Source organism: Alteribacillus iranensis (assembly GCF_900113025.1).
GTDB lineage: Bacteria > Bacillota > Bacilli > Bacillales > Marinococcaceae > Alteribacillus_A > Alteribacillus_A iranensis.
Window position 1 is genome coordinate 304291 of the sequence record NZ_FONT01000004.1, and the last position, 26914, is coordinate 331204.

At 40.6% G+C, this 26914-nt stretch carries 25 protein-coding genes, 5 tRNA genes and 1 pseudogene; 7 read left to right on the top strand and 24 right to left on the bottom strand.

Going from position 1 to position 26914, the window contains the following annotated elements; all coding sequences use genetic code 11:
* Positions 1-13: 13 nt before the first annotated feature.
* Positions 14-1516, top strand: coding sequence for an aminotransferase class I/II-fold pyridoxal phosphate-dependent enzyme (locus BM095_RS11215; RefSeq protein WP_091661691.1), 1503 nt, complete (start codon positions 14-16; stop codon positions 1514-1516).
* Between the two features lie 60 nt (positions 1517-1576).
* Entirely contained in the window at positions 1577-1735 is a 159-nt protein-coding gene (locus tag BM095_RS16595) for a hypothetical protein (protein WP_177194790.1), read from the top strand.
* Positions 1736-1989: 254 nt separating this feature from the next.
* On the opposite strand, the gene BM095_RS11220 is transcribed toward BM095_RS16595, so the two are convergent.
* The 4 genes from BM095_RS11220 to BM095_RS11235 form a co-directional block, all read right to left on the bottom strand.
* Positions 1990-3933, bottom strand: coding sequence for an ABC transporter permease (locus BM095_RS11220; RefSeq protein WP_091661694.1), 1944 nt, complete (start codon positions 3931-3933; stop codon positions 1990-1992).
* Complete coding sequence (locus BM095_RS11225; protein ID WP_091661697.1) at positions 3923-4684, bottom strand: ABC transporter ATP-binding protein; 762 nt, start codon at positions 4682-4684, stop codon at positions 3923-3925. Before BM095_RS11225 ends, BM095_RS11220 begins: the two co-directional genes overlap by 11 nt.
* A 102-nt stretch (positions 4685-4786) precedes the next feature.
* Positions 4787-5791: a sensor histidine kinase gene (locus BM095_RS11230; RefSeq protein WP_091661699.1), complete on the bottom strand. Its 1005-nt coding sequence runs from the start codon at positions 5789-5791 to the stop codon at positions 4787-4789.
* Positions 5785-6480: a response regulator transcription factor gene (locus BM095_RS11235; protein WP_091661813.1), complete on the bottom strand. Its 696-nt coding sequence runs from the start codon at positions 6478-6480 to the stop codon at positions 5785-5787. The genes BM095_RS11230 and BM095_RS11235 overlap by 7 nt, the downstream gene beginning before the upstream one ends.
* 88 nt (positions 6481-6568) lie before the next feature.
* On the opposite strand from BM095_RS11235, the gene BM095_RS11240 reads away from it, so the two are divergent.
* Together BM095_RS11240 and BM095_RS11245 are read left to right on the top strand one after the other, a co-directional pair.
* Complete coding sequence (locus BM095_RS11240) at positions 6569-7165, top strand: class I SAM-dependent methyltransferase (RefSeq protein ID WP_091661702.1); 597 nt, start codon at positions 6569-6571, stop codon at positions 7163-7165.
* Positions 7166-7191: 26 nt separating this feature from the next.
* A complete protein-coding gene (locus tag BM095_RS11245; RefSeq protein ID WP_091661704.1) occupies positions 7192-7557 on the top strand; it encodes a hypothetical protein in 366 nt (121 codons plus the stop codon).
* Positions 7558-7646: 89 nt separating this feature from the next.
* Here the strand turns inward: BM095_RS11245 and BM095_RS11250 are convergent.
* The 4 genes and pseudogenes from BM095_RS11250 to BM095_RS11265 form a co-directional block, all read right to left on the bottom strand.
* Positions 7647-7839 (bottom strand): annotated as a pseudogene (locus tag BM095_RS11250) (SDR family oxidoreductase); the annotation flags it as partial.
* Between the two features lie 26 nt (positions 7840-7865).
* On the bottom strand, positions 7866-8285 hold the full coding sequence (arsC, locus tag BM095_RS11255) for an arsenate reductase (thioredoxin) (RefSeq protein WP_091661707.1): 420 nt from the start codon (positions 8283-8285) through the stop codon (positions 7866-7868).
* Between the two features lie 30 nt (positions 8286-8315).
* Positions 8316-9614 carry an arsenic transporter gene (locus tag BM095_RS11260; RefSeq protein WP_091661710.1) on the bottom strand — a complete coding sequence of 433 codons (1299 nt, stop codon included), beginning with the start codon at positions 9612-9614 and terminating at the stop codon, positions 8316-8318.
* Positions 9615-9629: 15 nt separating this feature from the next.
* Complete coding sequence (locus BM095_RS11265) at positions 9630-9968, bottom strand: ArsR/SmtB family transcription factor (protein ID WP_091661713.1); 339 nt, start codon at positions 9966-9968, stop codon at positions 9630-9632.
* A gap of 227 nt (positions 9969-10195) precedes the next feature.
* On the opposite strand from BM095_RS11265, the gene BM095_RS11270 reads away from it, so the two are divergent.
* Positions 10196-11152, top strand: a complete 957-nt coding sequence (locus tag BM095_RS11270; RefSeq protein WP_091661716.1) for an arsenic resistance protein — start codon at positions 10196-10198, stop codon at positions 11150-11152.
* Positions 11153-11563: 411 nt separating this feature from the next.
* On the opposite strand, the gene BM095_RS11275 is transcribed toward BM095_RS11270, so the two are convergent.
* From BM095_RS11275 to cdaA, 11 genes are all read right to left on the bottom strand, one after another.
* A complete protein-coding gene (locus tag BM095_RS11275; protein ID WP_091661718.1) occupies positions 11564-11833 on the bottom strand; it encodes a nuclear transport factor 2-like protein in 270 nt (89 codons plus the stop codon).
* 219 nt (positions 11834-12052) lie between these two features.
* Positions 12053-12343, bottom strand: coding sequence for a DNA-binding protein (locus tag BM095_RS11280; RefSeq protein WP_091661721.1), 291 nt, complete (start codon positions 12341-12343; stop codon positions 12053-12055).
* 10 nt (positions 12344-12353) lie between these two features.
* On the bottom strand, positions 12354-13991 hold the full coding sequence (locus tag BM095_RS11285; RefSeq protein ID WP_218151628.1) for a M56 family metallopeptidase: 1638 nt from the start codon (positions 13989-13991) through the stop codon (positions 12354-12356).
* 315 nt (positions 13992-14306) lie between these two features.
* Positions 14307-15413 (bottom strand): LolA family protein, encoded by a 1107-nt coding sequence (locus tag BM095_RS11290; protein ID WP_407639162.1) that lies wholly within the window; start codon positions 15411-15413, stop codon positions 14307-14309.
* Positions 15391-16395: a sensor histidine kinase gene (locus BM095_RS11295; RefSeq protein ID WP_245757883.1), complete on the bottom strand. Its 1005-nt coding sequence runs from the start codon at positions 16393-16395 to the stop codon at positions 15391-15393. Before BM095_RS11295 ends, BM095_RS11290 begins: the two co-directional genes overlap by 23 nt.
* Before the next feature lie 63 nt (positions 16396-16458).
* Complete coding sequence (locus BM095_RS16765; RefSeq protein ID WP_245757884.1) at positions 16459-16884, bottom strand: hypothetical protein; 426 nt, start codon at positions 16882-16884, stop codon at positions 16459-16461.
* Positions 16881-17582 carry a response regulator transcription factor gene (locus tag BM095_RS11300; RefSeq protein WP_091661726.1) on the bottom strand — a complete coding sequence of 234 codons (702 nt, stop codon included), beginning with the start codon at positions 17580-17582 and terminating at the stop codon, positions 16881-16883. The genes BM095_RS16765 and BM095_RS11300 overlap by 4 nt, the downstream gene beginning before the upstream one ends.
* A 501-nt stretch (positions 17583-18083) precedes the next feature.
* A complete protein-coding gene (gene glmS / locus BM095_RS11305) occupies positions 18084-19886 on the bottom strand; it encodes a glutamine--fructose-6-phosphate transaminase (isomerizing) (protein WP_091661729.1) in 1803 nt (600 codons plus the stop codon).
* A 441-nt stretch (positions 19887-20327) separates the two neighbouring features.
* Positions 20328-21680 (bottom strand): phosphoglucosamine mutase, encoded by a 1353-nt coding sequence (glmM, locus tag BM095_RS11310; RefSeq protein ID WP_091661731.1) that lies wholly within the window; start codon positions 21678-21680, stop codon positions 20328-20330.
* A 35-nt stretch (positions 21681-21715) separates the two neighbouring features.
* Positions 21716-23047 (bottom strand): CdaR family protein, encoded by a 1332-nt coding sequence (locus tag BM095_RS11315; protein WP_091661734.1) that lies wholly within the window; start codon positions 23045-23047, stop codon positions 21716-21718.
* Entirely contained in the window at positions 23040-23861 is an 822-nt protein-coding gene (gene cdaA / locus BM095_RS11320; RefSeq protein WP_091661737.1) for a diadenylate cyclase CdaA, read from the bottom strand. Before cdaA ends, BM095_RS11315 begins: the two co-directional genes overlap by 8 nt.
* A 467-nt stretch (positions 23862-24328) precedes the next feature.
* Between cdaA and BM095_RS11325 the strand changes: the two genes are divergently transcribed.
* Entirely contained in the window at positions 24329-24493 is a 165-nt protein-coding gene (locus BM095_RS11325) for an aspartyl-phosphate phosphatase Spo0E family protein (protein WP_143083220.1), read from the top strand.
* Positions 24494-24970: 477 nt separating this feature from the next.
* Here the strand turns inward: BM095_RS11325 and BM095_RS11330 are convergent.
* The 5 genes from BM095_RS11330 to BM095_RS11350 form a co-directional block, all read right to left on the bottom strand.
* Positions 24971-25046: transfer RNA gene (locus BM095_RS11330), tRNA-Ala, on the bottom strand.
* Positions 25047-25058: 12 nt separating this feature from the next.
* Positions 25059-25132: transfer RNA gene (locus BM095_RS11335), tRNA-Gly, on the bottom strand.
* Between the two features lie 35 nt (positions 25133-25167).
* Positions 25168-25243: transfer RNA gene (locus BM095_RS11340), tRNA-Lys, on the bottom strand.
* A gap of 61 nt (positions 25244-25304) precedes the next feature.
* Positions 25305-25390: transfer RNA gene (locus BM095_RS11345), tRNA-Tyr, on the bottom strand.
* A 75-nt stretch (positions 25391-25465) separates the two neighbouring features.
* Positions 25466-25540: transfer RNA gene (locus BM095_RS11350), tRNA-Glu, on the bottom strand.
* 177 nt (positions 25541-25717) lie between these two features.
* Between BM095_RS11350 and BM095_RS11355 the strand changes: the two genes are divergently transcribed.
* A complete protein-coding gene (locus BM095_RS11355; RefSeq protein ID WP_091661742.1) occupies positions 25718-26878 on the top strand; it encodes a M20 family metallopeptidase in 1161 nt (386 codons plus the stop codon).
* The last annotated feature ends 36 nt before the right edge of the window (positions 26879-26914 follow it).

Sequence of the window (26914 nt, forward strand, 5' to 3'; positions counted from 1 at the left end):
AGGTTCCCTTCCTATGCCCCATCACAACCATGTTTCTTCTCGTGTTAATCATCATTCCGCTCCCTTATATGAAGGCCTGCGTTCCTACGAGAGACGAAACCATATTTCCTTACACGTGCCCGGTCATAAAGATGGTCGTGTTTTTGATGGCCAAGCAAAAGAACATTTTTCTGATATCCTAAAGATTGATGCTACTCACCTGAAAGGAATTGATGATTTACACCATCCTCAAACATTTATTGCAGAAGCGCAGCGTATGGCGGCCGATGCGTTTGGTGCTGACTCTACTTATTTTTTAGTCGGTGGCAGCACCGTTGGTAACATGGCAGCTGCTCTTACTACATGCCGCCCAGGTGATAAGATACTCGTACAACGAAGTATGCATAAATCTGTATTTCATGGATTGCTTTTGGCTGGCGCACGTCCCGTCTATGTAAACCCTTCTATCGAAGCAGAGACGAATACAGCTAAAATGCCAGCGAATAGGTTTTGGGAAGAAGCTTTACAACAACATCCCGATGTAAAAGCCGTCTGGGTAACGAATCCCAATTATTATGGAATGGGACAAAAACTAGACTTCCTCGCAAGGTTATGTCACCAAATGAATATACCACTCCTCGTTGATGAGGCACATGGCGCTCACTTTGGTTTAACAGAAAAAGTTCCTCCCTCTGCCTTATCCCAGGGAGCAGACCTCGTTGTGCAATCCACCCATAAAACACTTCCTGCTATGACAATGGCTTCTATGCTTCATATTCAAGGCAAACGAATATCCCCTGATAGAACAGCTCAAATTCTTAGCATGATTCACTCTACCAGTCCTTCTTTCCCCCTGCTTGCCTCATTAGATACTGCAAGAAGATACTATATGACACAAGGCCAAAAACAATTAAGTGACACTGTTAAACGCCTAGAACAAGCCCGTGAAAAGCTAAATCATGAATTACAAACTTTGACCATATGGAACGGCAGCCGTGGAGTGGATTATCGTGACCCCTTAAAGTGGATTCTTTCTTCTAAGAATAGGACTATTACTGGCTTCGATTTATCTGACTTATGTTATGAAGAAAACTGTAGTGCAGAAATTAGTGATCCACAAAATGTTTGTTTTTTATTTTCTATCTCTGAAAGTTTGGAACACATCCAATCCGTCGTAGATGCTGTAAAAAAAGTAGATAAAAAGATACAAACGTTACATGGTTCCCCTCGTACACCTATCACTCAATTAACATTATTTGAACGAGAAGGTCATGTGTATGAGCCTGAATTATCTTTACTGGATGCTTATCATGCCCCTCATAAACGAGTGGACTTGTGGACGGCAGCTGGTGAGATATGTGGAGAAACCATACTTCCTTATCCTCCTGGCATTCCCCTTCTTACTCCAGGAGAAAGAATAAGAGAAGAGCATATCAGTACTCTTGATGCTTTAAAAAGGATGGGAGCTTATTTTCAAAAGCCTTCGGACTCCACGTTACAAACCGTATCTGTACTTTCCAATGATCCACAGGTTTAAAAAACGTGCTATCGGGAATGGCAGAATTAGAACCAATTCTCTTTAGAGGGAGTGATCATCATGAGCAACAACTTTAGTAACCGCGCAAGAGAATATTGGAATGAGAATAACGAAAAGTACCGAGAGAATGCCCAGAACCACTGGGATAATAACAAAGATGATTATAAGGATAAAGCGAAAAAAGCAGCAAATAAAATCAAAAACAAGTTCTCTAACTGATACCATCGATTTAGATCTAGTAAAACCACAAAAATAGGATGTAAAAACAATTGCTTCATCCTCCTCATAGCCTTTGAGGGGGATGAAGCTTTTTATCCTTCACGAATAGCAAAGGCCAATATTGGACATGTTCCTTGAAAAAACGACAAGGTGCTTCACAAAAGCGCAAGCGCCTTGTTCACGTGCATCAAGTCCGAAAGACCGGCATATGGAAAGGTGCTTTTCCCTTTCCTTCTTCTGATCTTTAGATAAAGTCATAAAGCTGATTTAATGATTTTTTTATAATGCCTCAGCGACAGAATTCCAAACACAGAGTACAGCAATGTATAAACGATCATTACGATAACCATAGGGGTCCAGAGCTCTGTGCCAAACAAAAACCATCCAGATTGAACGGCAAAGTAACTATGAAGCAAACCAATAAATAAAGGAATTCCAAAGCTAAAGAGTTGTTTATACTTCACTCCTGTTAATAAATCCCCATGCGTATAACCAAGTTTTCGCAGGATGACATAGTTGGACTTCTCCTCTTCACTTTCGTCCAATTGTTTAAAGTATAGAACACATCCAGATGTAATTAAAAAGGTTAGCCCCAAAAATCCAACGATAAACATAGCTAGACCCATGTTTTGTTTCTGGTTCTCACTTATTTCTTGTTGAGAATGATGAGGTGTCTTACTGTTAAAATTCATGTCTTGAAACATAGCGTTGGCCTGATCAACATTTTCTTCTCCCACTTGTATACCTACATAAACCCCGGAAACTTTTTGAATGTCTTCATTTATGTCTGCCCGCATACGCTCAAACACTTTATTATCAACGATAGCGGTGGGCAAGCCTCCATTTGTGAAGTAATAGGAGAGGACATAATCACCTTCTAACCCTAGATACGTTTGGGAAATACTATCTGTTGCACCTTCCCATGTTAACGATCCCTTTTCACTTAACGTCATAAACCTTTGTAACATATCGTTGTAGCCTGTAAAAATGGTTTCTTCTGGTGACAGATCCACAGTGGAAATATTAGCATCACTAATCACTGGCAAAACCATCAGATTCGGATTGAAATTCAATCCATCCATATCGGCTTCAAGTATCCTCTCCACATCGGCTTCAAATTGAATGACTTCCATAACCTCTCTATAATACGGGATATTTTCTTTTCGTAACCGTTCTTCAAACCGTTCCGCATCTTGGACGTTCGTTAACGCAAAGTGATGCGGCACATTATCTTTAGCACTTTGTTCAGCTGAGTAGTAGGTAATATAGCTAAGAGATAATAATCCGATCGCTAATGCCGATATAGTAGTAATAATCGTTAAGAGGAGAGCATTTGATTTCATCCGAAACATTAACGAAGATAAGGACAACACTTCGTTTACTGTTAAATAGCCGTCTTTCCTTTTTCTATACACATGTAATATCCAATGGACCGATCCTTTATAAAAAAGATAGGTTCCCACAATAACTGATACTAGAATAAATAACATCGCAACGAAGAGTTCAGCCATGGTGGTGAAGTCCCCATTAAATAGCTGAGATGACACAGCATATCCTGCACCAATAAGTAAAATACCAAGAATACCGGCAACCATTTCAATAAAAGAGATATTTTTTCCACTATCCTCTGAGGTGGATAACATGCGGAATAGAGAGAGGACACTTTGTTTTTTTATGAAAATATAATTTGCTAACAGTATAAGTAAATAAATAGCAGTAAAGGCAATGACAGTTTGTAAAAAGGCAGGTGGTGAAAACTGGAGGCTTGTCACTGCTTCCACACCTGTTACTTGCATTAAAATCATGAGTAATAATTTCGAAGCAGCAAACCCAAAAAATATTCCTACAAGTAAAGAACTGAAATAAATGATTAAGTTCTCGACTAACAATATTTGAATTATTTTATTCTTGGTCATTCCGATAAGCTGGAATAAGCCAATTTCTCTGCTGCGTCGTTTGATGAACATCTTATTGGCGTACAGAAGGAATACAGTGACAATAGCAAGAAGGACAACCGATGCAGCTCGAATTGCCGCTTCTCCTTTAATGGATCCTTTCGCCTCACTCATGGAGGGATCAAATTGCAAAGTAACAAAAGCAAAATATAGAGCGCTGCAAAAAATTAAAGCAAATACATAGAGGTAATAATGTTGAAGGTTCTTTTTTAAGTTTCGCATGATCAATTGATTAATCGTCATATGTTACCCCACCAAGTATTCCTAACGTTTTCATAATCGCTTGAAAATATGAATGCCGCGTCTCATCCCCCTTATTTAGTTGAGTATAAATGTGTCCGTCTTGTAGAAAGATAACTCTTCTAGAAAAACTAGCTGCAGTCGGGTCATGAGTAACCATGACTACCGTAGTATGTTTTTTATTATTCATCCGTTCGATGTTACTTAATAAATCAGAAGCAGATTTAGAATCAAGAGCCCCTGTCGGCTCATCCGCAAAGATAATACTAGGCTCATGTATAAAAGCACGTGCGGCGGAGGTTCTTTGTTTCTGACCTCCCGATAGTTCACTCGGATATTTATCCTTCACATCAAAAATTCCTAATTCCTTCGCTATCTCTTCAAATGTTAATTCGGCTTCGTTCTTAGGAATTTTCGTAACAGACAGGGGGAGTAATATATTTTCCTTCACCGTCAATGTATCGAGTAAATTATATTCCTGAAATATAAAACCTACATGATGCTTGCGAAATTCTGCTAATTGCTTCTCCTTCATTCTGGTAATTTCTTTCCCTTTCACGTGTACGGAACCTTGACTGACTCGGTCAATGGATGACAGCACATTTAGGAGCGTCGTTTTTCCTGAGCCAGAAGGCCCCATAATACTTACAAATTCTCCGGCTCCTATTGTAATATCTAACCCTTTTAACACTTCATACTTATTCAGTTTATTTCCGTAACTCTTATAAATTTTAGCAGCCTCTAGTACGCTCATTTCTTCCGCTCCTCTTTTATTATTCTGTTTTCATTATAAAAGCTAGGTTCATTCTATTCCTTCGTTTCATCTAACAAACACAAAAAGCATGTGACGTTTTTGTCACACGCTCCTCAATTTTATGATCTCGTTTTTACCAGGGAACAATAAAGTACATGTTGTACCTTCTTCTAGTTTCGATACCACCTCGATCTTTATTAATAAGGATTGAGCAGACTTCTTTGCTAAGTATAATCCCATCCCCGTCGCTGTGTTATCCTCATGCTTCCATGTCGAAGTAAATCCTTTGTCAAAAATCCGTGGCAAGTCTTTTGAGTCAATACCGCGTCCTTTATCCTTTATCACCAGATGAACCTGGTTATTTTTTTCATAACTTGTTATTTCAATATTTGATCCCTCACTATACTTCACCGCATTAGTCAGTAACTGCCGAATAATAAAAGCCAGCCACTTGGCGTCACTTAATACGGAGTCGGCGTCAAGGTCCACATCTATTCCTATCCCTTTTTGAATACACCATGATTGTAAGGTCTTAATTTCTTTAAATATAATTGATTTTAAAGAAGTCTCTTCTATATATAAGTCATTTTCCATATGAGGAATTCTTTTTTGATGAAGTTGCTGATCTAGAAGCAAATGGATACGGAGCCATTCATAATACAGTCCACTTTTTAATTCGTTATCTTGCAATCGATCTATCATCAATCGCATTGCTGTCATAGGCGTTTTCACTTCATGAATCCATGATAACAAGTCGTCTTTCTCCTGCTCCAAAGTTGTTTTGCTGTCGCTCGTTATTTCTTGCAGTTTATCCCCCTGTTGAATAAGTCTCTTTTCTACGACTAGCTCAAAAGGACTTCTCCCTTCAGGCAGTTCCATCACATCCACGTTTTCTTCGCCCTGGTCTAGCTTTCGATAAAACCTTGTCTCGGCCCGCCAGCGTAAGAGTAAAAATACAACAAAGAGAAGACTTAGTAAAAAAACAGGATACAGAAGAGAGGACACAGATATACTCGCATCTACATAACCAACAAATAGAAGCAGCAGCTGACTCCCCATAAAAAACATAATCCAACTTTTCCTCTCCACTAAATATGTCACTAACATGACAAGTCTTCCTTTTCTTTCGCGATATAACCCTGCCCCACTTTCGTCTCAATGAAGTCACCTAATTGGAGGGTGTTTAGTTTTTTACGCAATCGATTAATATTGACCGTTAATGTATTGTCACTAACAAATTTCTCATCGTCCCATAGTTTTTGAATGATCTCCTCACGACCCACAATACTATTTTTTCTATCAAGCAACACTTTTAATATAAAAATCTCGTTTTTCGTCAATTCAACGGAACCCTCATCTGTTGAAACAAGATTTTTCTCCATATCTACGGTAGCACCGCACCACTTTTTTAACACCGGTTGATCCGTATTATAATGATAGACTCGACGCAAGACGGCTTGGACTTTCGCTATTAAGACCTCAAAATGAAAAGGCTTTTGTATGTAATCATCTGCTCCCAGCTGCATGGACATGACCATATCCGTTGGATGATCCCGCGACGATAAGAATATGATCGGTACATTCGAGTGAGTACGTATCATCCGGCACCAATGAAAGCCATCAAATTTTGGCAGCTGAATATCGATGATAACGAGTTCAGGCTTTAATACTGTAAATTCCTCCATAACTTTGTTAAAATCGTTAATACCGTATACCTCGTAAGACCACTGCGCGAACCGACTCTCAATCTCAGCAAACAATGTCGTATCATCTTCAACAACGAGTATTTTAACCATCGTTTTCACCGCACTTTACTTAGTCTCTTTTTAATTGTAATAGAATAACAAATGGGATGCTATATAAGATACTGGAAGGATGTTAAAAATGACCAAGCACTGGGATGAACGTTTCGGACGAGAAGAGTATGTGTATGGCGTAACACCAAACTTGTTTATTCAAGAGCAAGCGCACCGCCTCACGGAGAGCAGCACTGTTGCTGCTTTTGCAGAAGGAGAGGGAAGGAACGCAGTGTACCTTGCTAGTCAAGGACACCACGTTACTGCTTATGACTATTCTGTTAATGGCTTGCAAAAAACAACGCAGCTTGCGGAACGAGAAAATGTTCGTATCGAAACCATTCAAAAAGATCTCGTGGCAGACACCATTCCACAGGAGACGTTTGATGCTGCTATTATGGTCTTCGGTCATTTCATGAAAGAAGATCAACAACTTGTCTTGGAAAAAGTAATATCAAGCGTAAAACCTGGTGGGATTATTATGTTTGAAGTGTATTCGGAAAAACAGTTGGAATACCAAACCGGTGGACCGAAAATGAAAGATATGTTGTACGACCCGCATGACATTCTCACATGGACGAAAGATTATAAAGTTCTTCACTTCTTTTACGGAGAACAACATAGAGAAGAAGGATTATTTCATACGGGATTAGGCCACGTGATACAAGGCGTTATTACGAAGTAAAATAGAAAATTCTCCTGGAGGGGATCATGTTGCATTCTTATTTTGCAGTTGTTCATCCTTCGACTCTCGAGGCACGATATTTCAAGAATACAAAAGTAAATAAACTGACTCTCCACGAAGGAGATCACTTGCATATCACAGACCAAGGCTTTTATAAGAACGGAGAAGGCTGGTTTATCTTAACCTACATCAATGAAATCACTCATGTATATATGTCATTTGCCGATATTGATTCGTATATCGAAAAAAAGTTGTTAATGAACGCCGCTGATATAGAAATGAAAGCGAGCCTATGGCAAAAACAAATTGACCAGGCCCTATCTGAACGAAATCGAGAATGGTTCACTTTCGTCTCGAGAAAATTAGCCAGTTTAAAATTGGCGAATTGGTAGTGACATGCTCCGCAAACAACATCTAGCTCAGAAACTAAGAAGGGCTGTCAAAGTGTCATTCATGACCTTTTGACAGCCCTTTTTGGATGTTATTGTGCGGTGTAGCCACCATCAACTAATACAGTTGTCCCTGTTGTGAAATCATTTTCGCAGAGGAAAACAATAGCATGAGCAATTTCTTCTGGTCGTCCTAAACGGCCAATTGGATGCTTTTAAATTCACGGCACCTTTTGAGGCATTATACGCAAAAGCCCCAGCTTCTCCAACACTTTTCAAAAACGAATAAAATATTTTCTTTTTGCTTTTTGTTATTTTCCCTCTTCTGCAAACGTCTTTATCCTCTTTTCGATTTCATCACGAACCCGTTGAAACACTTTCCATTGCTCTTCTTCTGTCCCATCTGCTTTTGCCGGGTCATCAAACCCCCAATGATCTCGGTTCACATGTGGCGGAGTCATCGGGCACTTGTCATTAGCATCCCCGCACAGTGTAATCACGTGCTCTGCTTTATTTAAAATCTCGGTATCAATCATAGAGGATTCTTGGTTTGAAATATCAATGTCTTTTTCTTTCATCGCTTTCACTGCCCTTGGGTTCAATCCGTGGGCTTCAATACCTGCTGAATATACCTCATACTTATCCCCAAGATACTTACGGCCAAACCCTTCCGCCATTTGGCTTCGACAAGAGTTGCCGGTACATAAAAAATAAATAACTGGCTTTGACATCGTGTCCTCGCTCCTTGTCTAAAAGTGTTATTAAGAAATGATGAGCAGCCAAATATATAATCCGGCTAGTGTGATGAAGAGGGTAGGGATGGTTAAGATGATCCCCACTTTAAAATAATAACCCCACGAAATTTTTACACCTTTTGTTCTCAAGACGTGAAGCCATAAGAGAGTAGCTAGTGACCCGATCGGAGTTATTTTCGGCCCTAAATCTGAACCGATCACATTCGCATAAATTAATGCTTCTTTCATCACCCCGGAAGCATTTGTTTCTGCGATAGCAAGCGCATCGATCATGACGGTCGGCATATTATTCATGATGGAAGAAAGAATAGCTGCAATAAAGCCCATGGCAACTGTTCCAGCAAACAGGCCCTGATCAACCGCTGCTTGGATGGCGCCTGCTAATACATTTGTTAGGCCTACATTTTGTAACCCGTAGACGACCACATACATGCCAACAGAGAAAAACACAATATCCCAAGGTGCTCCTTTTATCACTTGCTTTGTCGGAACAACTGGACTTTTCTGTGCCATTATTATAAAGAAAATGGCAATAATACCAGCCACAATCGATACTGGAATACCAAGAGCTTCACTGCCAAAATACCCAATTAAGAGAACCGCAAGTACGATCCAGGACAAACGGAACATTTTGTGATCTTTGATAGCTTCCTTCGGTTTTCGTAATTGACTAACCTCATAATTTCCTGGGATGCTTTTCCGGAAAAACAAGTAAAGAACGAGAATACTGGCTCCAATCGAAAAGAAGTTCGGTACAATCATCCGTGAGGCATATTCGGCAAAGCCAATACCAAAGAAATCCGCCGATACGATATTTACTAAGTTACTCACGATTAGCGGCAAAGATGCCGTGTCCGCGATAAAACCGCTAGCCATAATAAACGGCAAAATCATTTTTTCTTCAAAATGTAAGTTACGTACCATAGCGAGGACAATAGGTGTCAAAATAAGTGCGGCTCCGTCATTTGCGAAAAAGGCAGCCACCAGCGCGCCAAGTAAAATGATGTATACAAACATCTTAAGCCCGTTTCCATTAGCTACACGAGCCATATGTAATGCCGACCATTCAAAAAAACCAATTTCATCTAAGATTAAGGAAATGAGAATTACGGCTACAAATGTCAACGTCGCGTTCCAGACGATACCTGTGACCGTTGCGACGTCTCCCCAGTCAACGACGCCAACTATCAAGGCTAAAATAGCACCGGCGCAAGCGGTCCAGCCAATCCCCAAACCTTTCGGCTGCCAAATCACAAATACTAATGTAATGATAAAAATGATGGATGCTAGTAGTATAGAAGTCAATGAACAAACCCTCCATTAGTCGCAAATCATTCGTTTTCTCTCTAGGACGTCTAGTTTTTCTTTTTGATCGGGAACATGTGTTATGAGAGTCTCGATCAAAGGATAGGCTTCGCTTTCCTGATTGAGCGAATAAAAAACCCATTGTCCTTTCCGCCTTTCTCTCACTACTCCCGCATCACGTAATTTTCGAAGGTGCTGACTGATGGAAGGTTGACTCATGTTAAAGACTTCAACAAACTCACATACACAACACTCGCGATGAAACAATAGCCCCGCCATCGTTAATCGTGTTTTATCCCCCAACAATTTCAGCACACTTGCAGCTCGTTCAATATGTAAAACCGTCTTTTCCAAGATAACACCTCCTCACTTTTTCTGTTCCTCTTTATCTGTATAATGAAAGATAGAAACAAGTATATGTCGCCCACATCATTATATAAGCATATGCTTATATGCGCAAAAGATTTTTTCCTTGCTACATGTAAATATTTTCATCATGAGGTAACGTTGTCACTTCATCACATTCATTATGCTAAAATCGAAGTTCAAACCACTACTATTGACGACAGGCGTGAGTAAGAATGAGTTTACTTGAAAAATGGTATACTTTCATCATTTTCTCTGCTGTCCTCCTTGGGATAAGTATGGGACAAATAGAAATGGTACGTACCAATGCTGATAGCTTGATCGTACCCTTATTAGTAGCCATGTTATATATTACTTTTATTCAAATCCCTGTCGAAGAGATTAAAAAAGCTTTTCAAAATATAACATTCACCTATACTGCGGTCCTTATTAATTTTGTCTGGACACCTTTTTTAGCATGGTTTCTAGCTGTAATGTTACTAGGTGACAGTCCTGCTTTGTATATCGGTTTTATTATGCTCATGGTCACCCCTTGTACAGACTGGTACTTAATATTTACGGGGATAGCGAAAGGAAACGTCGCTTTATCGACGGCGATTTTACCATTGAATCTCCTGTTACAAGTGGTCCTGCTCCCTATCTATCTCCTTATCTTTGGCGGGACAACAGGGACAATCGAACTTACATTTCTATTAGAAAGTATTCTTATTGTTTTAGTTCTTCCATTCCTTTTATCATTACTGACCAAATGGTTTTTAAGAAATAAACAGGAAGTAAGAGAACATGTTATCTCAAGACTTAGCGTTCTGCCCATTATGTTTCTAAGTCTAGCCATCGTTGCTATGTTCGCTTCTCAAGGACAGTTACTGCTTCATAACTTAGATGTCATGTGGAGAATCACTATTCCGATCCTTTTATTCTTTGTCATAAACTTCTTTGTTGGCCAATGGGCTGGACAACTGATGAAGTTTTCTTACAGAGACAGAGCGAGCCTTAGCTTAACTACGTTAGCCAGAAATTCTCCCATTGCTTTAGCCATTGCTATGACTGCATTTCCAGACCAACCCTTGATTGCCTTGTCCTTGATCATTGGACCACTATTAGAATTGCCTATCCTGGCGGCCTTCTCCCAAATTCTTTTATTTGTTTCCAAAAATAACCGAGTGCCGTAAAATAATTTAACTCTACTCGCAAATAGTAAACCGGCCGATCATTTTACATAAATCAGTCGGCTTTACTTCTGCTTTAGACTTATCAGGAAAGGGCGTACCATTCAGAGGCACTAATCATTTGCGCAGATTACACTTAATAAATCTCATTCTCCTTGTTCCTGAATAATAGTTAGTATGGAGGGTAGCATATAACCTTGAAAGAGGTGATAAAAATGTCTAATAGGATGAAACAAGATGAGATACATTAAGAGATATAATTAAGCTACCAACAATTGAATTCATAATAAATTCCTATTTCCCATCAAGTAATTTTAACCACATACGAGTGAATTTCTTTTATTTTTGCATGTTTGGCGAAGCCGTTAAATACATATACATCACAAAACGCAAAACGCTGCTCACGACCTGTTGTCAACAAGCCATTCGCTGAAGCTGTATTCCCATGGTGATAATATGTTCAATGTGTAACTCCGTCGCTTGTTCATCATCTATGAGTTCTAATTCTTTAGCAAACTCCTCTTTCCCATTAACTTTCTTATCCTCCACCATGTGCCAAATAATATCATCCGATACCTGCTCGATAATAGATTCTACGTCACATTTTGCAAATGCAATGTTAAAGTCTTTTAATAATTGCTTTTTAGGTGCGTTCCCGCAGTTTTCCTCACAAATAACTTTCAACCCTATCATACCTCCTCTTCTCATGTCATAACCTTAAATTACTTCTCTATAAATAAATCGAATTCCTCGTCATCGGTTCAAACTTCTCACCGCTTATCAAAATTCTCAGTCTAGCATTTTTCAGTTGTTTCGATCGAAGTATCGTAGTCAAAAGACATAATCATTCCCCTTTACTTCTTACTCGCAATTCAAAGGGTAAATATAACTTCGATACAAAATCTATTTTCCTAATTTCACTAACCATTCTCGAAGTTTCTGTTTCGGGTAATAAACTTCGCCATTTAATGTAATATGTGGAACGTCTGGATAGTCTTGAAGTAAAGTTTTCGTATCTTTTTTTGATACACCTATAAAATGATGAACCTCATTTTCTTTAATCAATTCGTGTTCATCATTTCCGAACAAATTTTCCATAGAATCTATCGCATTTGGGTTTTTGAAATTTTTTAAACCATCTCCAATAAAGTACCCCGCAGCAGCAATACCGACCGCCAACCATACAAAATCCATACTTTTCCTCCTATGTCTTGGAAGCTTCCTTTTTCCTCAAGAAATCGGGCATTGATTCTTTTATTCTATCAATCAACCAGTCCTTTCGTGCTTCACGCCAATTCAAGTCATTTGAAAGGCTTTGAATGCGCCAATACATTGGCGGGTGGACTTGGAATTGAAACTCTATGAACCGCCAGAACCATGAATCCCGTTCCACACTGGAAGAAGATTTTCGTGAAGAACCTTTGTCTGATAATTTGTATTCAAATGATTTATCCAAATCACGATCCTGGGCATTAGCTAAATCAGACAGCCCTTCTGCCATCTGCTTGCTGCCTCCGATAAGATAAGTGGCACCCAAGTGATCCGCTCGTCCTTCTGTCCATTGGCCAACGAATGACAGATAGATTGGAAAAATCATTATTAATGCATATACGATGAGAAACAGAACAACCGTCTGATTTTCAGCAGCCCATCGTAATTCATCAAAAAACAGGAAGATCAGCCCGGCGAATACCCCAAGGAAAGTCATTCGTGCCAACTGATTCGTTAGGACATCTCTTTTTTTAACATGGGTCGCTTCGTGTGCCAAAATGGCCTCAACAGACCTCTGTGGCAATCGTAGTGTTGCCGTCGTCAGCATCACAGTGGCACGGCCGATATTCATGCCGGTTGCCAAACCATTCTGAACTGGCGAATCAACAATAAATAACCTAGTTTGAGAAACACCCGCTCTCCCGAAAATGACTTGTGCCCGGTCGTATATTTCTCCTTCCGTGACCGGAACAGCGTCCGTTGCAGCGATCAGGACACGATCGGAAACACACACATTCAACAACCACCATAAGCTCACGAAAAGGAGAATCGACCACCCCGGTACATCAAGCCAAATCAAAATGATCAATAATCCCGTATAAGCAGAAATGCCTTTCACCGTGATAGCAAAATACCCTTTCCAAAACAAACGCTTCAATATAGTCGGATGCCATAGAGGCAGTACATTTTTCTCTTCTTTCTCATTTGTATCTTCTGCAAATGATTCAAAAACTTCTTTCCATTTTTCTGCATGGCACGGTGTGAGGTAGATGTTTTCTTCCGGAAAGGAAAGTTTCAGTACTTGTTTAAATGAAACCGTAAAGTCTTGATTAGAAGATAAAAAAGTAAACAACGGGTGCAGTCTCAGTAAGTCAGGAGAGGTCTCCACCCCAGCTTCTTTCAAATCTTGAAGTGGGAAATCCCTTGACTGAAACCATGATAAAATAACAAGACGCTCCTCATCCGGCAGCCAATACAAACGAGTGGAAGAAAAGTTTCCTATACGCTCGACCATTTGCGCTGACATGGACAATAGCATAAAACCTATAAACATTTTTAAAACAGCATAGGTATCAGGAGCAAACAAGAAAAAGAAAACAGCACCAAGGCACACTAGAAATGTCAACACGAGGTCAGCAACTATACGTTTGACATTTCTTTCATGATAAATCTCTATCGATTTAACTTCTTGCAATCGTTGTTTTAGTTCCATGCGTTTTTCTTTTTTCCGTTTATCTATTAACAAACCATAAGCAGAATACGCGCTGGCACCAAAAGCCATTAGTATCATTGCTTGTCCAAACGAAAATTGGATAAACAAGTACACCAAAACAGTGATGACTAAAACCATTTCAATGACTGGTGCAGTTTTTTTTCGGTATAATAACCGAAATAGTGTGAATCATAATAGCTAATAGAACGACGAATATAATGGTCAAAGTGTTGGGAAACAACTAAATCACCTTTTTGTTTAAAATGTAGTTTCAACAGCTATTAAGATAAAGGTCGCTGCTTTTAAAATAATTCCTGCAAAGATGATTACATTGGCTGCCTCCTCCCCATTTGTTTTGGCCGTTATTAAACGATTTACTCCAAATAATGCGGCAGGGATTAGCCCTGAAAAACAGCTGATAGAGCAATCGGACCAACTTCCTTTCCGATACCGTTATTCAACAAGCGCCATCTTATCTGCTAACTCTTTAAAATCTTCCATTGTCATATTTGGATCAACAAAGATGATCGAATAACTCAAGCCATTTTCCTGCCAAACCAATGATCGAAAATCATTCATTTCCATATATGTCCCCTCTTGATCGCGAACCGTAACGGCTTCCTCACCAGTCAGCATTTCCGAGTTCTCCCCTGTCTCCTCCGGAGATTCAAACACGGTCATTGTAAAATAAGGCATTCCATCCTTTTGGTAATCAACATTTACTTCTTTCCTTTGCATTTCTCCTTGTGTTTCTAAGAGCTCCACTCGACTGATTGAAAGTCCGTCTGTTTCTGGGAAATAAAAAAAGGGAGTTCCAATGTTTACGGAAGCTTCATCAAGCGTCACTTCCTGCGTTTGATTCAACTCCTCCAGATTCTGAACCTCTGCATCATCTGGAAGGGTAAACGTAAAAGTTCCGGCTGGAATTTCTGGATCAACTTCCACTTTTGTGTATGTCATTTTTGTCTTGATATCACCGGAACTTGAATTTATTTTTAATACCATCCAATTTTCCTTATCAACCCACAATTCTTGATCACCAACTAGAGCATTGTCTTCTTTTGGTTTTGCAATAAGATGATAGGTCTCTCTGCCGGCAACCTTCTTTTCGCCACCTAAAGAAATGTCATGTGTGTCTTGAACCATTTCAAGCAATTGCTCGGCCTGTTGTTTCGGCGACACTTGGTTAAGTGAAAGAAGATCCGGGTTTTCCTCAACTACAAATGCCTGTTTTGTTTCTGGCTGGTAACTAATCAGGTTGGTGCCGTCATTCACTGTAATGCTTTTTCCACTTCCGTCTTGAGTCTCCGTTTCAATTCTCCTTTTTCCTTCCTCACTTACCCATTCTTTCATAAGGATTTGTTCAGGATCCTTTCCTTTTTCATTAGTCATCATTTCAGCTTCAGCATAATATGCTCCCAGTTCAGTTGTCTCTTCTAGTGCATTATTAATCACTTCTGCTGGTGAATATTGATTTTCTCCTGACGAACAGCCCGCCATTATAATCACCCCTGTGAGGCTGATCAAACCAGCCAATTTAGTTAATTTCAATATCTTCACCTTCTCTATGTATTTTTGGCAATTTACATATGACACATGTTCCGACACCTTCGTTTGAAAGCATCCGGACATTTCCGCCATGTTTATTCATAATCTGTTTTGTAATACTTAGTCCAAGACCTGTTCCGCGTGCTTCCCTTTTACTTCTTGCTTGGTCGACTTGATAAAGAGGATCAAATACTTGGGATAGCTTTTCATCATCAACGCCCTTCCCTTGGTTTTGAACGACGAGAAACACACTGTCCTGCTTGTCTTCACGGACCTGTTCTTTGACGAGAGGAAATAAAAATGGGAACATCCTATCCGGGATCGGCCTGTCAGCTGAAATGGCCGTTATCCAAATATGAGCTCCTTCCTTCGTGTGCTGAATGGCATTGCTCATCAGATTATCTGCAACGCGTACCATTTGCTTCGGGTTGACTTGATAATTCCCTGTCACATCACAGTGAACATGTAAGTGTATGTTTTTTTCCCTACATAGGGGTTCGTAATCAGAAACAAGCATATCAAAAAACTCATTACCGTCCACTTCGACAAATTCCATTTCGTATGTTGGTGATTGCAGGAGCGTATACATCAATAAATCATCAAGCATCTGTTTCATGTAATTTGCTTTATCGACAACAACATTACGATATTCGTTTCGCTCTTGGGCAGACAATTCTCGTTCGGAGACCAACGACTCTGTATATGCGCGGATAGAAGTGAGCGGTGTTTTCAGATCATGGGAAATAGTTGCAACCATGTATTCTTTTTCTTGTTGTTCTTTTGCTATTTTCTCCCTTGCCGCTTCTATTTGTTTTCGCATCTCATTAAAGTGTGTCGTTAATTCCCCGATCTCATCTTTTTCTTTGGGTACTTTCTCGACTTTTTCCCGATTAGCGAAAGCTGTCATTTGTTTCATTAAACGATTTAATCTTCTGTTCAGTTTTCGATGGACGAGAAATACAACGGTTAGATAGATCAGCAAAAATATGACCACAAACACTCCCGCCATGAACCAACTGCGATCTATAACACCAGCCGTCCACTCATCACGAGCAAGTTACACCTCAAAAAAACCAATGATTTCGTTTCCGGATAAAACCGGCTGCTTGTAACTAAAGGTCCGATAACCTTGTTCAAGGGAATATAAATTTTCATACAATTCTTCCTCGCCGAGGGCAAATGAAGGAGAGGTGTTCACAGGATCGGAATTGTATAGAGCAAGGCCATCACGATTGTAAAGAACAATCGACACTTGTGGGTGACTAAGACGCTCAACTTGTGGACGTTCTATGTTTGGTTGATAAAGGGATGGGTCTTCTAAAACGGTTGTAATGGTTTGCAGTTCTGTCCAATTTTGAAAGTATTCTTCCACCTTTTGATCGTTGTTATATGCACTGATCCAGGCAAACAGCATGTAAGCGACAGCGAGCGGAAGGGTCATAACGATGAAATAAGATAACAACAGCCATGTTTTTAATTTCATAACGGTTCTCCAATGAATCGATAGCCTTTTCCCCATATCGTTTGAATAAAGTGAGGGTTCTTCATGGGATCTGCGAGTTTTTGCCGTAACGATTTAATATGAACAGTGACCGTGTGCAGACCATCCGAATCGGTTTGATGCCAAACATGTTGATATAACTCACTTTTTGAAAAGACGCGCTGGGGATTTTGTGCCATTACTTTCAATAAATCAAATTCCTTTCCTGTTAATACAATTTCATTGCCGTAAATCAAAGTTTTTTGTTGATCCCAGAGAAGGATTAGTCCATTCATATATTCCGTCTTTTTTTCGAAATCTGGAGCACCTTGGTAACGCCTCCAGCGACGGAGTAATGACTCCACACGTGCTTTTAGTTCCTTTAAGCTGAATGGTTTTGCCAAATAATCATCGGCACCAATTCCCAATCCTTCTACCTTGTCTTCATCTTCTTTTCGTGCACTAATAATCATTATGGGTATGTCGCTTTTCCAGCGAATATTTTTACAGAGAGTAAATCCATCCATTTCAGGCAGCATGAGATCAACAAGGACAAGATCAAACCTCTCCTTTTGAAAATCTCCCCAGCCTTCCAATCCCGTCGTCGCCCATGTCACCTCACAGCCTTCATGCACGAATGTATCACGAATAACACGCGCAATTTCAGGATCATCTTCCACCAGCAGTAATTGTGCATTCATAAGTGATTCCTCCTGCAAATTAATGTATCACAGTTTCGCTAAATAACTGCAAAGTTTATAATTTCTTTATTTTTGTTTTGTCTGATGCAACTTTAAAGTAACTTATGCCCTTGAATATATACTTCTTTATTTTATCGTCTGATCAGGAGTCAGGAAATTGCGAATTTACAACGTTAATTTCAATATTAAAAAGCCTAATTTCTCAGCATTAAAATTGAGAAATTAGGCTTTTGTCGTCACTCCAGAAAAGCGCTCCGGTTTTGGAGTATCATTTTCTGTTGAACAGTACATTTGTACTGCGCACCTAATGACTTTGTTTTGTTGTTATTCTTCTCCAAAATAAGCGCCCTTAATTTGAATACTTGTTCAAGAGACATCCGAGAGTTTATACTGCTTCTTCAACTGGAGTAGCTTCAAATCGCTTCCATAGTTTGAGGATTAAGCTAAAGATGATAACTCCATAATTACAAAATAATATGAGATGAAGAAAATGCTAATGATCTATTCTACTGTAACACTTTTTGCTAGATTGCGTGGCTTATCGACGTCACAGTCACGATGCAGGGCGGCGTAATAAGCGATAAGCTGCAGTGGAATAATCGAAACTAGTGGTGTGAGACATTCATGTACTTCCGGCAATACAATATGATCTCCCTTTTCTTCCGTTGCCTCCGTACTAATAATACAAGCATTTGCTCCGCGAGCAATCACTTCTTGTACGTTCCCTCTTATATTCCCGTTCACGTGAGGCTGTGTGACAACGGCCACTACGGGAGTTCCTTCCTCTATTAAAGCAATTGTTCCATGCTTTAATTCTCCACCTGCAAAACCTTCTGCTTGAATATAAGATATTTCTTTTAATTTAAGCGCCCCTTCCAAGACGACATGGTAATCAAGAGCACGGCCGATAAAGAAGCAGTTACGTGTATCGTACATATAATCACGAGCGATTTGTTCCATTTTATCTTTTTGATCACATAGTGCTTCCATGGCGTTTGCGATCAAACCTAACTCTTGCATAGCATTGAACCTAGCGTCTATCCCTTTGGCACGTGCGCTGTCCATGGCGAGAATAGACAAAACGGCCATTTGTGCCGTGTAAGCTTTTGTGGAAGCTACTGCAATTTCTGGGCCGGCATACGTGTGAAGAGTAAAGTCCGCTTCTCGGGATAACGTGGAGCCTGGCACATTTGTAATAGTGAGGGATGGAAAGCCGTGCTTCTTTACGTTGACAAGCACGCCGCGGCAGTCGGCTGTTTCCCCGCTCTGGGATATAAATATAAACAGCGGTTTCTTTGACAGTAATGGCTCATTATATAGAAATTCACTAGCGATATGAACTTCAGTTGGTATTTTTGCTTCTTTTTCCATTAATTCTTTTGCTACAAGTCCTGCGTGGTAGCTCGTTCCTGCTGCAATAATATACAACCGATCTGCTTCTCGTATGGCTGAGCGTATCTCTGGTTCTAATTTTATATCTCCGTTTTCATTTTGGTACTTTTGAATAATATTACGGATAACGAATGGCTGTTCATCTATTTCTTTTAGCATAAAATGGTTGTATGTCCCTTTTTCTGTGTCACTTTCGTCGATGTCTGTCGTGAAGGTATTTCGATCCACCGTCGTTCCATCTAATTGTTTTATTTGGACACTATTTTTTGTGACGAGCACTACTTCCTCATCCATAATTTCAAGGAAGTCTTTTGTCACCGACAGCATAGCCATTGTATCTGATGCTACGACGTTCTCCCCTTTCCCTACTCCAATGAGTAACGGGCTTTTGTTTTTGCCTACGTAAATGGTCTCTTTGTCTTCGTTATCTAAGAGGGCAATTGCATAGGAACCATGTAAAAGAGAGAGCGTTTGGCGAAACGATTCCTCCGTCGTCTTTCCTTGATTCGTAAAATGTTCAATGAGTTGAACAATGACTTCGGTGTCCGTTTCACTGTTTAAGTCTACTTCCGAAAGATACTTTTCTTTTAATTTCCGATAATTCTCAATGACTCCATTATGCACGAGCGTAAACCGTTTATTTCGGCTCTGATGAGGATGAGCATTTTGCCGACTTGGTACTCCATGGGTCGCCCAACGCGTATGGCCAATTCCTATATTTCCTGCCGCATTATCGTCAATCGCTTCCTCCAAAGCAGAGATACGTCCTTTTTCTTTATAAAAGTCAACTCCTGACTCTTCTAAAAGGGCAATTCCCGCTGAATCATATCCTCTATATTCTAACTTCTTTAATCCTTGAATGAGAATATCCTTTGCTTGATCGTCGCCTATATATCCTACAATTCCGCACATTGAACAATGACCTCCTTGCGAACAGGGGTCAGCATGCCGCGGGGCATACTTAACCCCGCTCTCTTTCCGATCTGAATTTTTCCTGACGTCATGATACAGACTTTTGTTAGCAAAGTCGCCTTTGCCTTTTGGCCTGTATTTTCGGTTGTGACGTGCAACCGGGAGGCATCCGCCGATCTCCTTCGATAAACCTCCTCCTCGTCAACTGCCGTTTCACTCTAGGCAGTCCAGGCGCTTTTAAAAATTAACATTCTGTCCTCCTCTCTGTTTCAGAATGGCATAATCTTACTACATCTCAACAAACGTATCAATCCCTTTATTCGTGTCTGTGTGACCTTTCCCTGCCGCAAATGGTGGCAAACACGGGATTCAGGAATCGTAAGATATTGCTACTATAACAATACGCGCAGACTGCGATGAATGTGCAGTCTGCGCGATTAGTTACTGATCCTCCGTTTGTCCCATATGCTTTTCAACTACAGCTGCAATTTGCTGGACATATTTATCACACAGCTCTTCTGTTTCTGCTTCTGCCATGACTCTTACTACAGGTTCGGTTCCGGAAGGTCGGACGAGAATTCTTCCATTGCCGCCCATTTCTTCTTCTACCCTCTCTATTGCTTCCGCTATCTGAGTGTTCGTGTGAATATCGTGTTTATTCACGACTCGTACATTAACGAGTTTTTGAGGAAATTTTTCCATTTCTGCGGCCAGTTCTGATAACGGTTTACCAGTGGATTTCATGATATCGACCAGCTGCAAAGCCGTTAACATACCGTCTCCTGTTTTTACGTGGTCTAGGAAAATGATATGCCCGGATTGCTCTCCACCAAGGCTGTAGCCGCCTTTTCTCATTTCTTCCATGACATACCGGTCTCCTACAGCGGTCTTTTTCGTATCAATCCCGATTTGCTCCAGTGCCTTGTATAAACCTAAGTTGCTCATGACAGTAGTCACGACCGTATTGTGAGCTAATAACCCTTCTTCTTTTAGATGCTTCGCGCAAATGTACATAATCTTGTCACCGTCAATAATTTGACCTTTTTCATCCACTGCGATTAAGCGGTCCGCATCCCCATCGAAAGCCAATCCCACATCTGCTTTATTTTCTTTCACGTAGGACGCCAATGTTTCGGGATGGGTAGAACCTACCCCATCATTAATGTTAATGCCATCAGGGTTATTGCCAATCGTTGAAATATCTGCTTCTAAGTCCGCAAACAAGTGAGGTGCCAGAGAAGAAGCCGCCCCGTGTGCACAATCTAAAGTAATATGAAGACCTTCAAAATCCTCATTTACTGTCTGTTTTAAGAACTGCAAATATTTCTGTCCACCTTCAAAATAGTCATTTACAACGCCCAACTCCTTACCGATCGGTCTAGGCATTGTATCTTCTCCTTCGATTAAAGACTCTATTTCCTGTTCTTGTTCTTCAGATAACTTAAACCCATCAGAACCAAAAAATTTTATGCCATTATCTTCTACCGGGTTATGGGAAGCAGAAATCATCACACCCGCTTGGGCACTCACGGCTTTCGTCAAGTAAGCAACACCAGGCGTAGATATCACTCCAATACGCATTACTTCAGCCCCTATGGAAAGTAAGCCGGCCACAAGTGCTCCTTCAAGCATTTCACCTGAAATTCGCGTATCTCTTCCAATTAATACTTTTGGATGTTCTACTTCTTTTGTTAACACATAGCCGCCCGCCCGACCTAGACGAAAAGCTAACTCCGGTGTTAATTCTGTGTTTGCTATCCCTCGCACCCCATCTGTTCCAAAATATTTACCCATACACACCATCTCTCCTTTAAGGCGGTTAAATACTTCTATTGTGTTTCCTGAGTGTTTTCTTCCGTAATTTCATCGGTACTTGTTTCTTCTTCCACTTCTGTGTTATCCGAAACGACTTCCTCCGACCATTCCACTTCTACTGTTTCTACTTCCGTCTTTACATTAATATTTGGCGGCCCTGAAGGTGCAACAGGTAGAACAGCAGAGTTTTCAAGGGAAGTCCCTTCTTGCTCGCCCTCTTGCTCCTTCCAGTCGGCAATTAACGATACGTCTTCCGCTGTTACATTGTTAATCACTTCTTTAGACCCAGAAACCACCACGTCTGCTATTTGTTCTTCAGGATTTGTTATACTGTATGAATACTCTTCGGGCATATTTACGATTCGAATCGGGATATCTTTTAGAACAGTGTCATTTTCTTCCCCTACCTCAACTTCCACTGTAACCTTATTAGGCTGTACCTTTTGTACTCCTTCAGGCACTTCCAACTCGAGTTCTATTGTCGTATTCTCTTCTATTTCTGAGAGATCTAACGTCGTTTCAATCGTATGGATGCCCTCTATGACCTCCAGTGGTCCAAAAATGGTTACCTCTGACGGCTCCATGTTCAGTGATTCAACACTCAAACCATCCGGCAAGTTACCCTCTCTTAATAAATTAACAGAAACTTGTTTAAAAGGTTCCGTCACCGGTACCTCTACGTCTACTATGTCTGGTTCTATGGTAACGTCGAGTTCGTTTCCATCTGCATCATACGCTTTTATATCTGAACGGGTTGTTACTCTGGAATCAGCTCCCGCTATATCTACCATTGCCTTTATCGTGTCTATTCGCTCGTGCATCGAGGGAGCGGCTGTCACTTCTACTTCCGATGGCTCTATTTTTGCTCCACCAAATGTGTATCCTTCAGGAGCTTCCTCTTCATTTTGTAATTCCGCTTCCACCGGATACGATTCTGTCTTCAGTTCCTCGATCGTAACAGAAGTAAATCGAGGTGTTAACGAAACTTTTAAGTCAGCCGGAAAGTCTCTATGTTGTATTTGAACATTATGCTCTCCTGCTCCTAATCCTTCTAAATCAACATACACTTCATAAGAAGGCCTGGAAAGCTGAAATAACATAATAGACGATTGAGGACCTGTCAGTTTGACATCAACGCTGGACTCTATATTCACTACTTCATATTTTTCTTCATCATAATATGCATGAATCTCTACATCGTTGATGGTGTAAGTACTTTCGTCGGTCCCAGGCAAAGCACCCGGCTGAGTGCTGACATTATTCATGTTCACCATAGCGTAGAGCATCACAGCTATCCCTAAGGAAATGAATCTTAAAAACCATTGATTATTAAATAGTTTATCCATTTTTGCTGCCTCCCCATTGCCATAAGCCGGAGGTACTTTTCACTTCCTCTAAAAGCTCTCTTTCTAACATTGCCCGTAGTCGTTCTTCATCAAGATCTCTATGCAGATCTCCATTCTTTGTAACAGAAATGCTGCCAGTCTCTTCTGAAACTATGATGGTGATACTGTCTGTTACTTCACTTATTCCTAAAGCCGCGCGGTGTCTCGTCCCTAATTCTTTCGAAATAAAGGGGTTCTCCGACAAAGGAAGGTAACAGGCAGCAGCCACGATTTCATTCCCTCTCATAATGACAGCTCCATCGTGTAAAGGAGTATTTGGGATAAACGTGTTAATTAGTAACTCTGAAGTCACCGCAGCATGCATGGGAATACCTGTCTCCACGTAATCATTCATTCCTGTCTCTTTTTCGATAGAAATGAGTGCACCGATACGGCGCTTGGCCATATATTTAATCGATTTCATAATCGCTTCTATCGTTTTCATAGTGTTCTCTTCTTCAGGAGTTGACGATCTGCCAAAAAATCGACCTCTCCCCAGCTGTTCAAGGGCTCGTCTTAATTCAGGCTGAAAAATTATGATGATTGCTAACAGTCCATATGTAACAGCTTGTGACATAATCCATTGAAGTGTCCGTAACCCAAAGAAACTGCTTAAAAACCAGACGATCAATATAACCGTTATACCTTTCACAAGCTGAACGGCTCGGGTTCCTCGGATAACTGTTATTAGTTTATAAATGACATACGCCACTAGCGCAATGTCCACGACAGCACCTAATATATTTAGAAATTGAAAATCCTCTCCGGGAAACATCGCTCTTCCTCCAATTGTCTCTATAAATAAGAAAAGCGCAAACGCCTAGCCTTCTCCATTTACAAAGGTAATTATACCACATATCACTTTGCCATCCGTGAGGAGATCCGTAAAAACAAGAATGACTTTCTTACATTCTGCCTTTGGATTTAGTCGATGTAAAGAGCTCTTTGTTACATTCTTTCTGTAAAAAACTTTTCCTATACGGGGCGAATGAGGAGAACGTCCTTTTAGCGTAGTGACATTTATTCATACAACGGTTTGTGTAACCTCGCGATATAGATGATTCGTTTTCCTACTTTGAGGTTTAATCTTGGTGACGCATTCATTTAATCAAACGTTTGTTTACTTCACTCCTCTAAAAATGAGCAAGAGAGCGTTATTTTTTAAATTGAATTAAGGTTTTTAATTATCGAACAATGGGTAATATTTTATAGAACATGCTGTTGTAAGAAAGGATGATTATCATGCCTGAACCTATTACTTTACTACAAGCCATTGAGGAGAAAAGAAATATATTAAATAAAACAGCTCAAAACGAGCCATTATCCTCTGAAAAAGTCATTCAGTTAAGCAAAGAACTAGACTGCCTTTTAAACAAATATGAGAGAGTTGTTGTCACTGCTTCCTAAACACACGCTGACTATGCGACAATCTGAAAGTTGGAGGCTCCGGTGAGTCCTTCCCTCTTCCCAATTTCTCACCACAAAAAACGAAAAGTCTCCTCAACGGAAGACCTAAAGAAAAGCGCAAGCGCCCTGGCTTACACAGGACGTTTGCGTTTTAGCAGAAGATCAACCGCTCATGCGACAAGTGCTGGAAGGCCGCTGGCAGCAACCGCTTTTTGGCTTCTGCCAGTTGCCTGAAGCAACCTCGAGCGAGTGGGCGCTGAAGCTAGACAAATAGAAAAGCGCAAGGCGCTTGCCTATCGGCGACAAGCGCTGGAGACCCGCCGAGGTGGCTTTACCGCCGCAGAGCGGGTTGAAGCGACCTCGAGCCGATGGCGCTTGCAGCTAGACAACGATCGCTCAATTTTATACCTTCCTAACTGCATAAAAAGGGTTGTCCTTCTACTTGGAAGAACAACCCTTAATTCCCGTTATTATGTATGGTGGAGCCTAGCGGGATCGAACCGCTGACCTCCTGCGTGCAAGGCAGGCGCTCTCCCAGCTGAGCTAAGGCCCCTTTCTATGTAAATGGAGCGGGTGATGGGAATCGAACCCACGACATCAGCTTGGAAGGCTGAGGTTTTACCACTAAACTACACCCGCATGAGTAAAAAGAAAACATTCGCTGTTAAAAGAAATGGTGAGCCATGGAGGATTCGAACCTCCGACCCTCTGATTAAAAGTCAGATGCTCTGCCAGCTGAGCTAATGGCTCATATGGTAAATTAAAATCCTTTATATGAAGCTTTCCCCCATTTACACCTTCATTATAATGATGGTGGAGGGGGACGGATTCGAACCGCCGAACCCAGAGGGAGCAGATTTACAGTCTGCCGCGTTTGGCCAACTTCGCTACCCCTCCCGCTTATTGAGACACCACTATATTAAACCAAATTTATTAATTTTTGTCAACAGGTTTAACGATTAAAAATAAAAATGGTGACCCGTAGGGGATTCGAACCCCTGTTACCGCCGTGAAAGGGCGGTGTCTTAACCACTTGACCAACGGGCCACAGCTCTTTAAAATCAGCATCTATCCGCTGACACAAGACATTATATAATAAAAAACTATTCTGATGCAAGAGGTTTTTAGAGATAAATGAAGAAATTTGTAAGGAGGCAATCATTTCATCAGTCTGTTCCGCTTTTAATTCTTAACTGCATGGTGATTAAAATAAGAGGTGATCGAATGGATAAGCAGTTTGCAACGTCTTTATTAAAAGAATTAGTAACAATGAATACGGTAAACCCACCAGGAAATGAAAAGGTTATTGCTGAGAAACTACGTACACTTTTTGAAAAAAACGGAATTGAAACAGAACTTGTTACGTATGAAGAAAACAGGCTGAACCTCATTGCACGTCTCAAAGGAGAAGAAAGCGGCCCTCACCTGGGATTCTCAGGTCACATGGACACAGTGCCTGTCGGTGATGTAAAGTGGGAACATCAACCATTTGAAGCGGAGGAAGAGAATGGACGTATCTATGGGCGCGGATCCTGTGATATGAAAGGCGGGCTGGCTGCATGTGTATTAGCCATGTTATCTTTGAAAGAGCAAGGACTACCTAAAAAAGGACAAATAACACTTTTAGCTACGGTAGGAGAAGAAGTAGCAGCAGTGGGGGCTAAACAACTAACCGAATTGGGGTACCTTGATGATTTGGACGCGCTGATTATCGCGGAACCTACTAACAATAACATCACAACTTGTCACAAAGGTGCGTTATGGCCTCAGATTATCACCTATGGAAAGACTTCCCACGGCTCCATGCCAGAGGCTGGAGTGAATGCAGTTCTTCATATGCATGAAATTATAAGCCGGATAATGAGCAATGAATTTCAAATGGAATATGAAGAAGATGAGCTACTTGGAAGTCCTACTTGCAGCGTTAATGTTATCCATGGCGGCAGCGGAACGAATGTCGTTCCAGATCGATGCTCCGCGAACATAGATATTAGGACGGTGCCTTCTCAAAAACATGAAAATATTATAAAAAGACTAGAACGCCTTCTCTTATCTGTAAAAACGAAATATCCTGACTTAGAAGCAGAGATAAAATTACTGAACGACCTTCCGCCTCTTAAAACATCAAGTGATGACCCTTTTGTAAAAATGTTACAAGACACATTAAGCGAACATGGGAAACCAACAGAAATAAAAGGAATAACTGCCTACACGGACGCTTCTAAGTTTGTCCAAGTGGAAAAGGATCTGCCCATTGTCATATTAGGTCCTGGAGATATGAAAATGGCCCATCAGCCAGATGAATATATTGAATTAGACTCCTACTTTGAAAGCATAGACTTGTTCCAAAGAATAGCACAAAATTTTACAGAGTCCTCCATCTGACTGGCGAAAACCCTGTAACATGAAGAACGATAGATA

Excerpts from the sequence above, each read along its gene's own strand:
- glmM (WP_091661731.1), bottom strand. The coding sequence starts at position 21,680 with ATGGGTAAATATTTTGGAACAGATGGGGTGCGAGGGATAGCAAACACA.
- BM095_RS11300 (WP_091661726.1), bottom strand. The coding sequence starts at position 17,582 with ATGAATGCACAATTACTGCTGGTGGAAGATGATCCTGAAATTGCGCGT.
- BM095_RS11225 (WP_091661697.1), bottom strand. The coding sequence starts at position 4,684 with ATGAGCGTACTAGAGGCTGCTAAAATTTATAAGAGTTACGGAAATAAA.
- BM095_RS11220 (WP_091661694.1), bottom strand. The coding sequence starts at position 3,933 with ATGACGATTAATCAATTGATCATGCGAAACTTAAAAAAGAACCTTCAA.
- BM095_RS11270 (WP_091661716.1), top strand. The coding sequence starts at position 10,196 with ATGAGTTTACTTGAAAAATGGTATACTTTCATCATTTTCTCTGCTGTC.
- BM095_RS16765 (WP_245757884.1), bottom strand. The coding sequence starts at position 16,884 with ATGAAATTAAAAACATGGCTGTTGTTATCTTATTTCATCGTTATGACC.
- BM095_RS11230 (WP_091661699.1), bottom strand. The coding sequence starts at position 5,791 with ATGTTAGTGACATATTTAGTGGAGAGGAAAAGTTGGATTATGTTTTTT.
- BM095_RS11215 (WP_091661691.1), top strand. The coding sequence starts at position 14 with ATGCCCCATCACAACCATGTTTCTTCTCGTGTTAATCATCATTCCGCT.
- BM095_RS11280 (WP_091661721.1), bottom strand. The coding sequence starts at position 12,343 with ATGGATTTTGTATGGTTGGCGGTCGGTATTGCTGCTGCGGGGTACTTT.
- arsC (WP_091661707.1), bottom strand. The coding sequence starts at position 8,285 with ATGTCAAAGCCAGTTATTTATTTTTTATGTACCGGCAACTCTTGTCGA.
- BM095_RS16595 (WP_177194790.1), top strand. The coding sequence starts at position 1,577 with ATGAGCAACAACTTTAGTAACCGCGCAAGAGAATATTGGAATGAGAAT.
- BM095_RS11355 (WP_091661742.1), top strand. The coding sequence starts at position 25,718 with ATGGATAAGCAGTTTGCAACGTCTTTATTAAAAGAATTAGTAACAATG.
- BM095_RS11285 (WP_218151628.1), bottom strand. The coding sequence starts at position 13,991 with ATGGTTTTAGTCATCACTGTTTTGGTGTACTTGTTTATCCAATTTTCG.
- cdaA (WP_091661737.1), bottom strand. The coding sequence starts at position 23,861 with ATGTTTCCCGGAGAGGATTTTCAATTTCTAAATATATTAGGTGCTGTC.
- BM095_RS11240 (WP_091661702.1), top strand. The coding sequence starts at position 6,569 with ATGACCAAGCACTGGGATGAACGTTTCGGACGAGAAGAGTATGTGTAT.
- BM095_RS11235 (WP_091661813.1), bottom strand. The coding sequence starts at position 6,480 with ATGGTTAAAATACTCGTTGTTGAAGATGATACGACATTGTTTGCTGAG.
- glmS (WP_091661729.1), bottom strand. The coding sequence starts at position 19,886 with ATGTGCGGAATTGTAGGATATATAGGCGACGATCAAGCAAAGGATATT.
- BM095_RS11325 (WP_143083220.1), top strand. The coding sequence starts at position 24,329 with ATGCCTGAACCTATTACTTTACTACAAGCCATTGAGGAGAAAAGAAAT.
- BM095_RS11245 (WP_091661704.1), top strand. The coding sequence starts at position 7,192 with ATGTTGCATTCTTATTTTGCAGTTGTTCATCCTTCGACTCTCGAGGCA.
- BM095_RS11315 (WP_091661734.1), bottom strand. The coding sequence starts at position 23,047 with ATGGATAAACTATTTAATAATCAATGGTTTTTAAGATTCATTTCCTTA.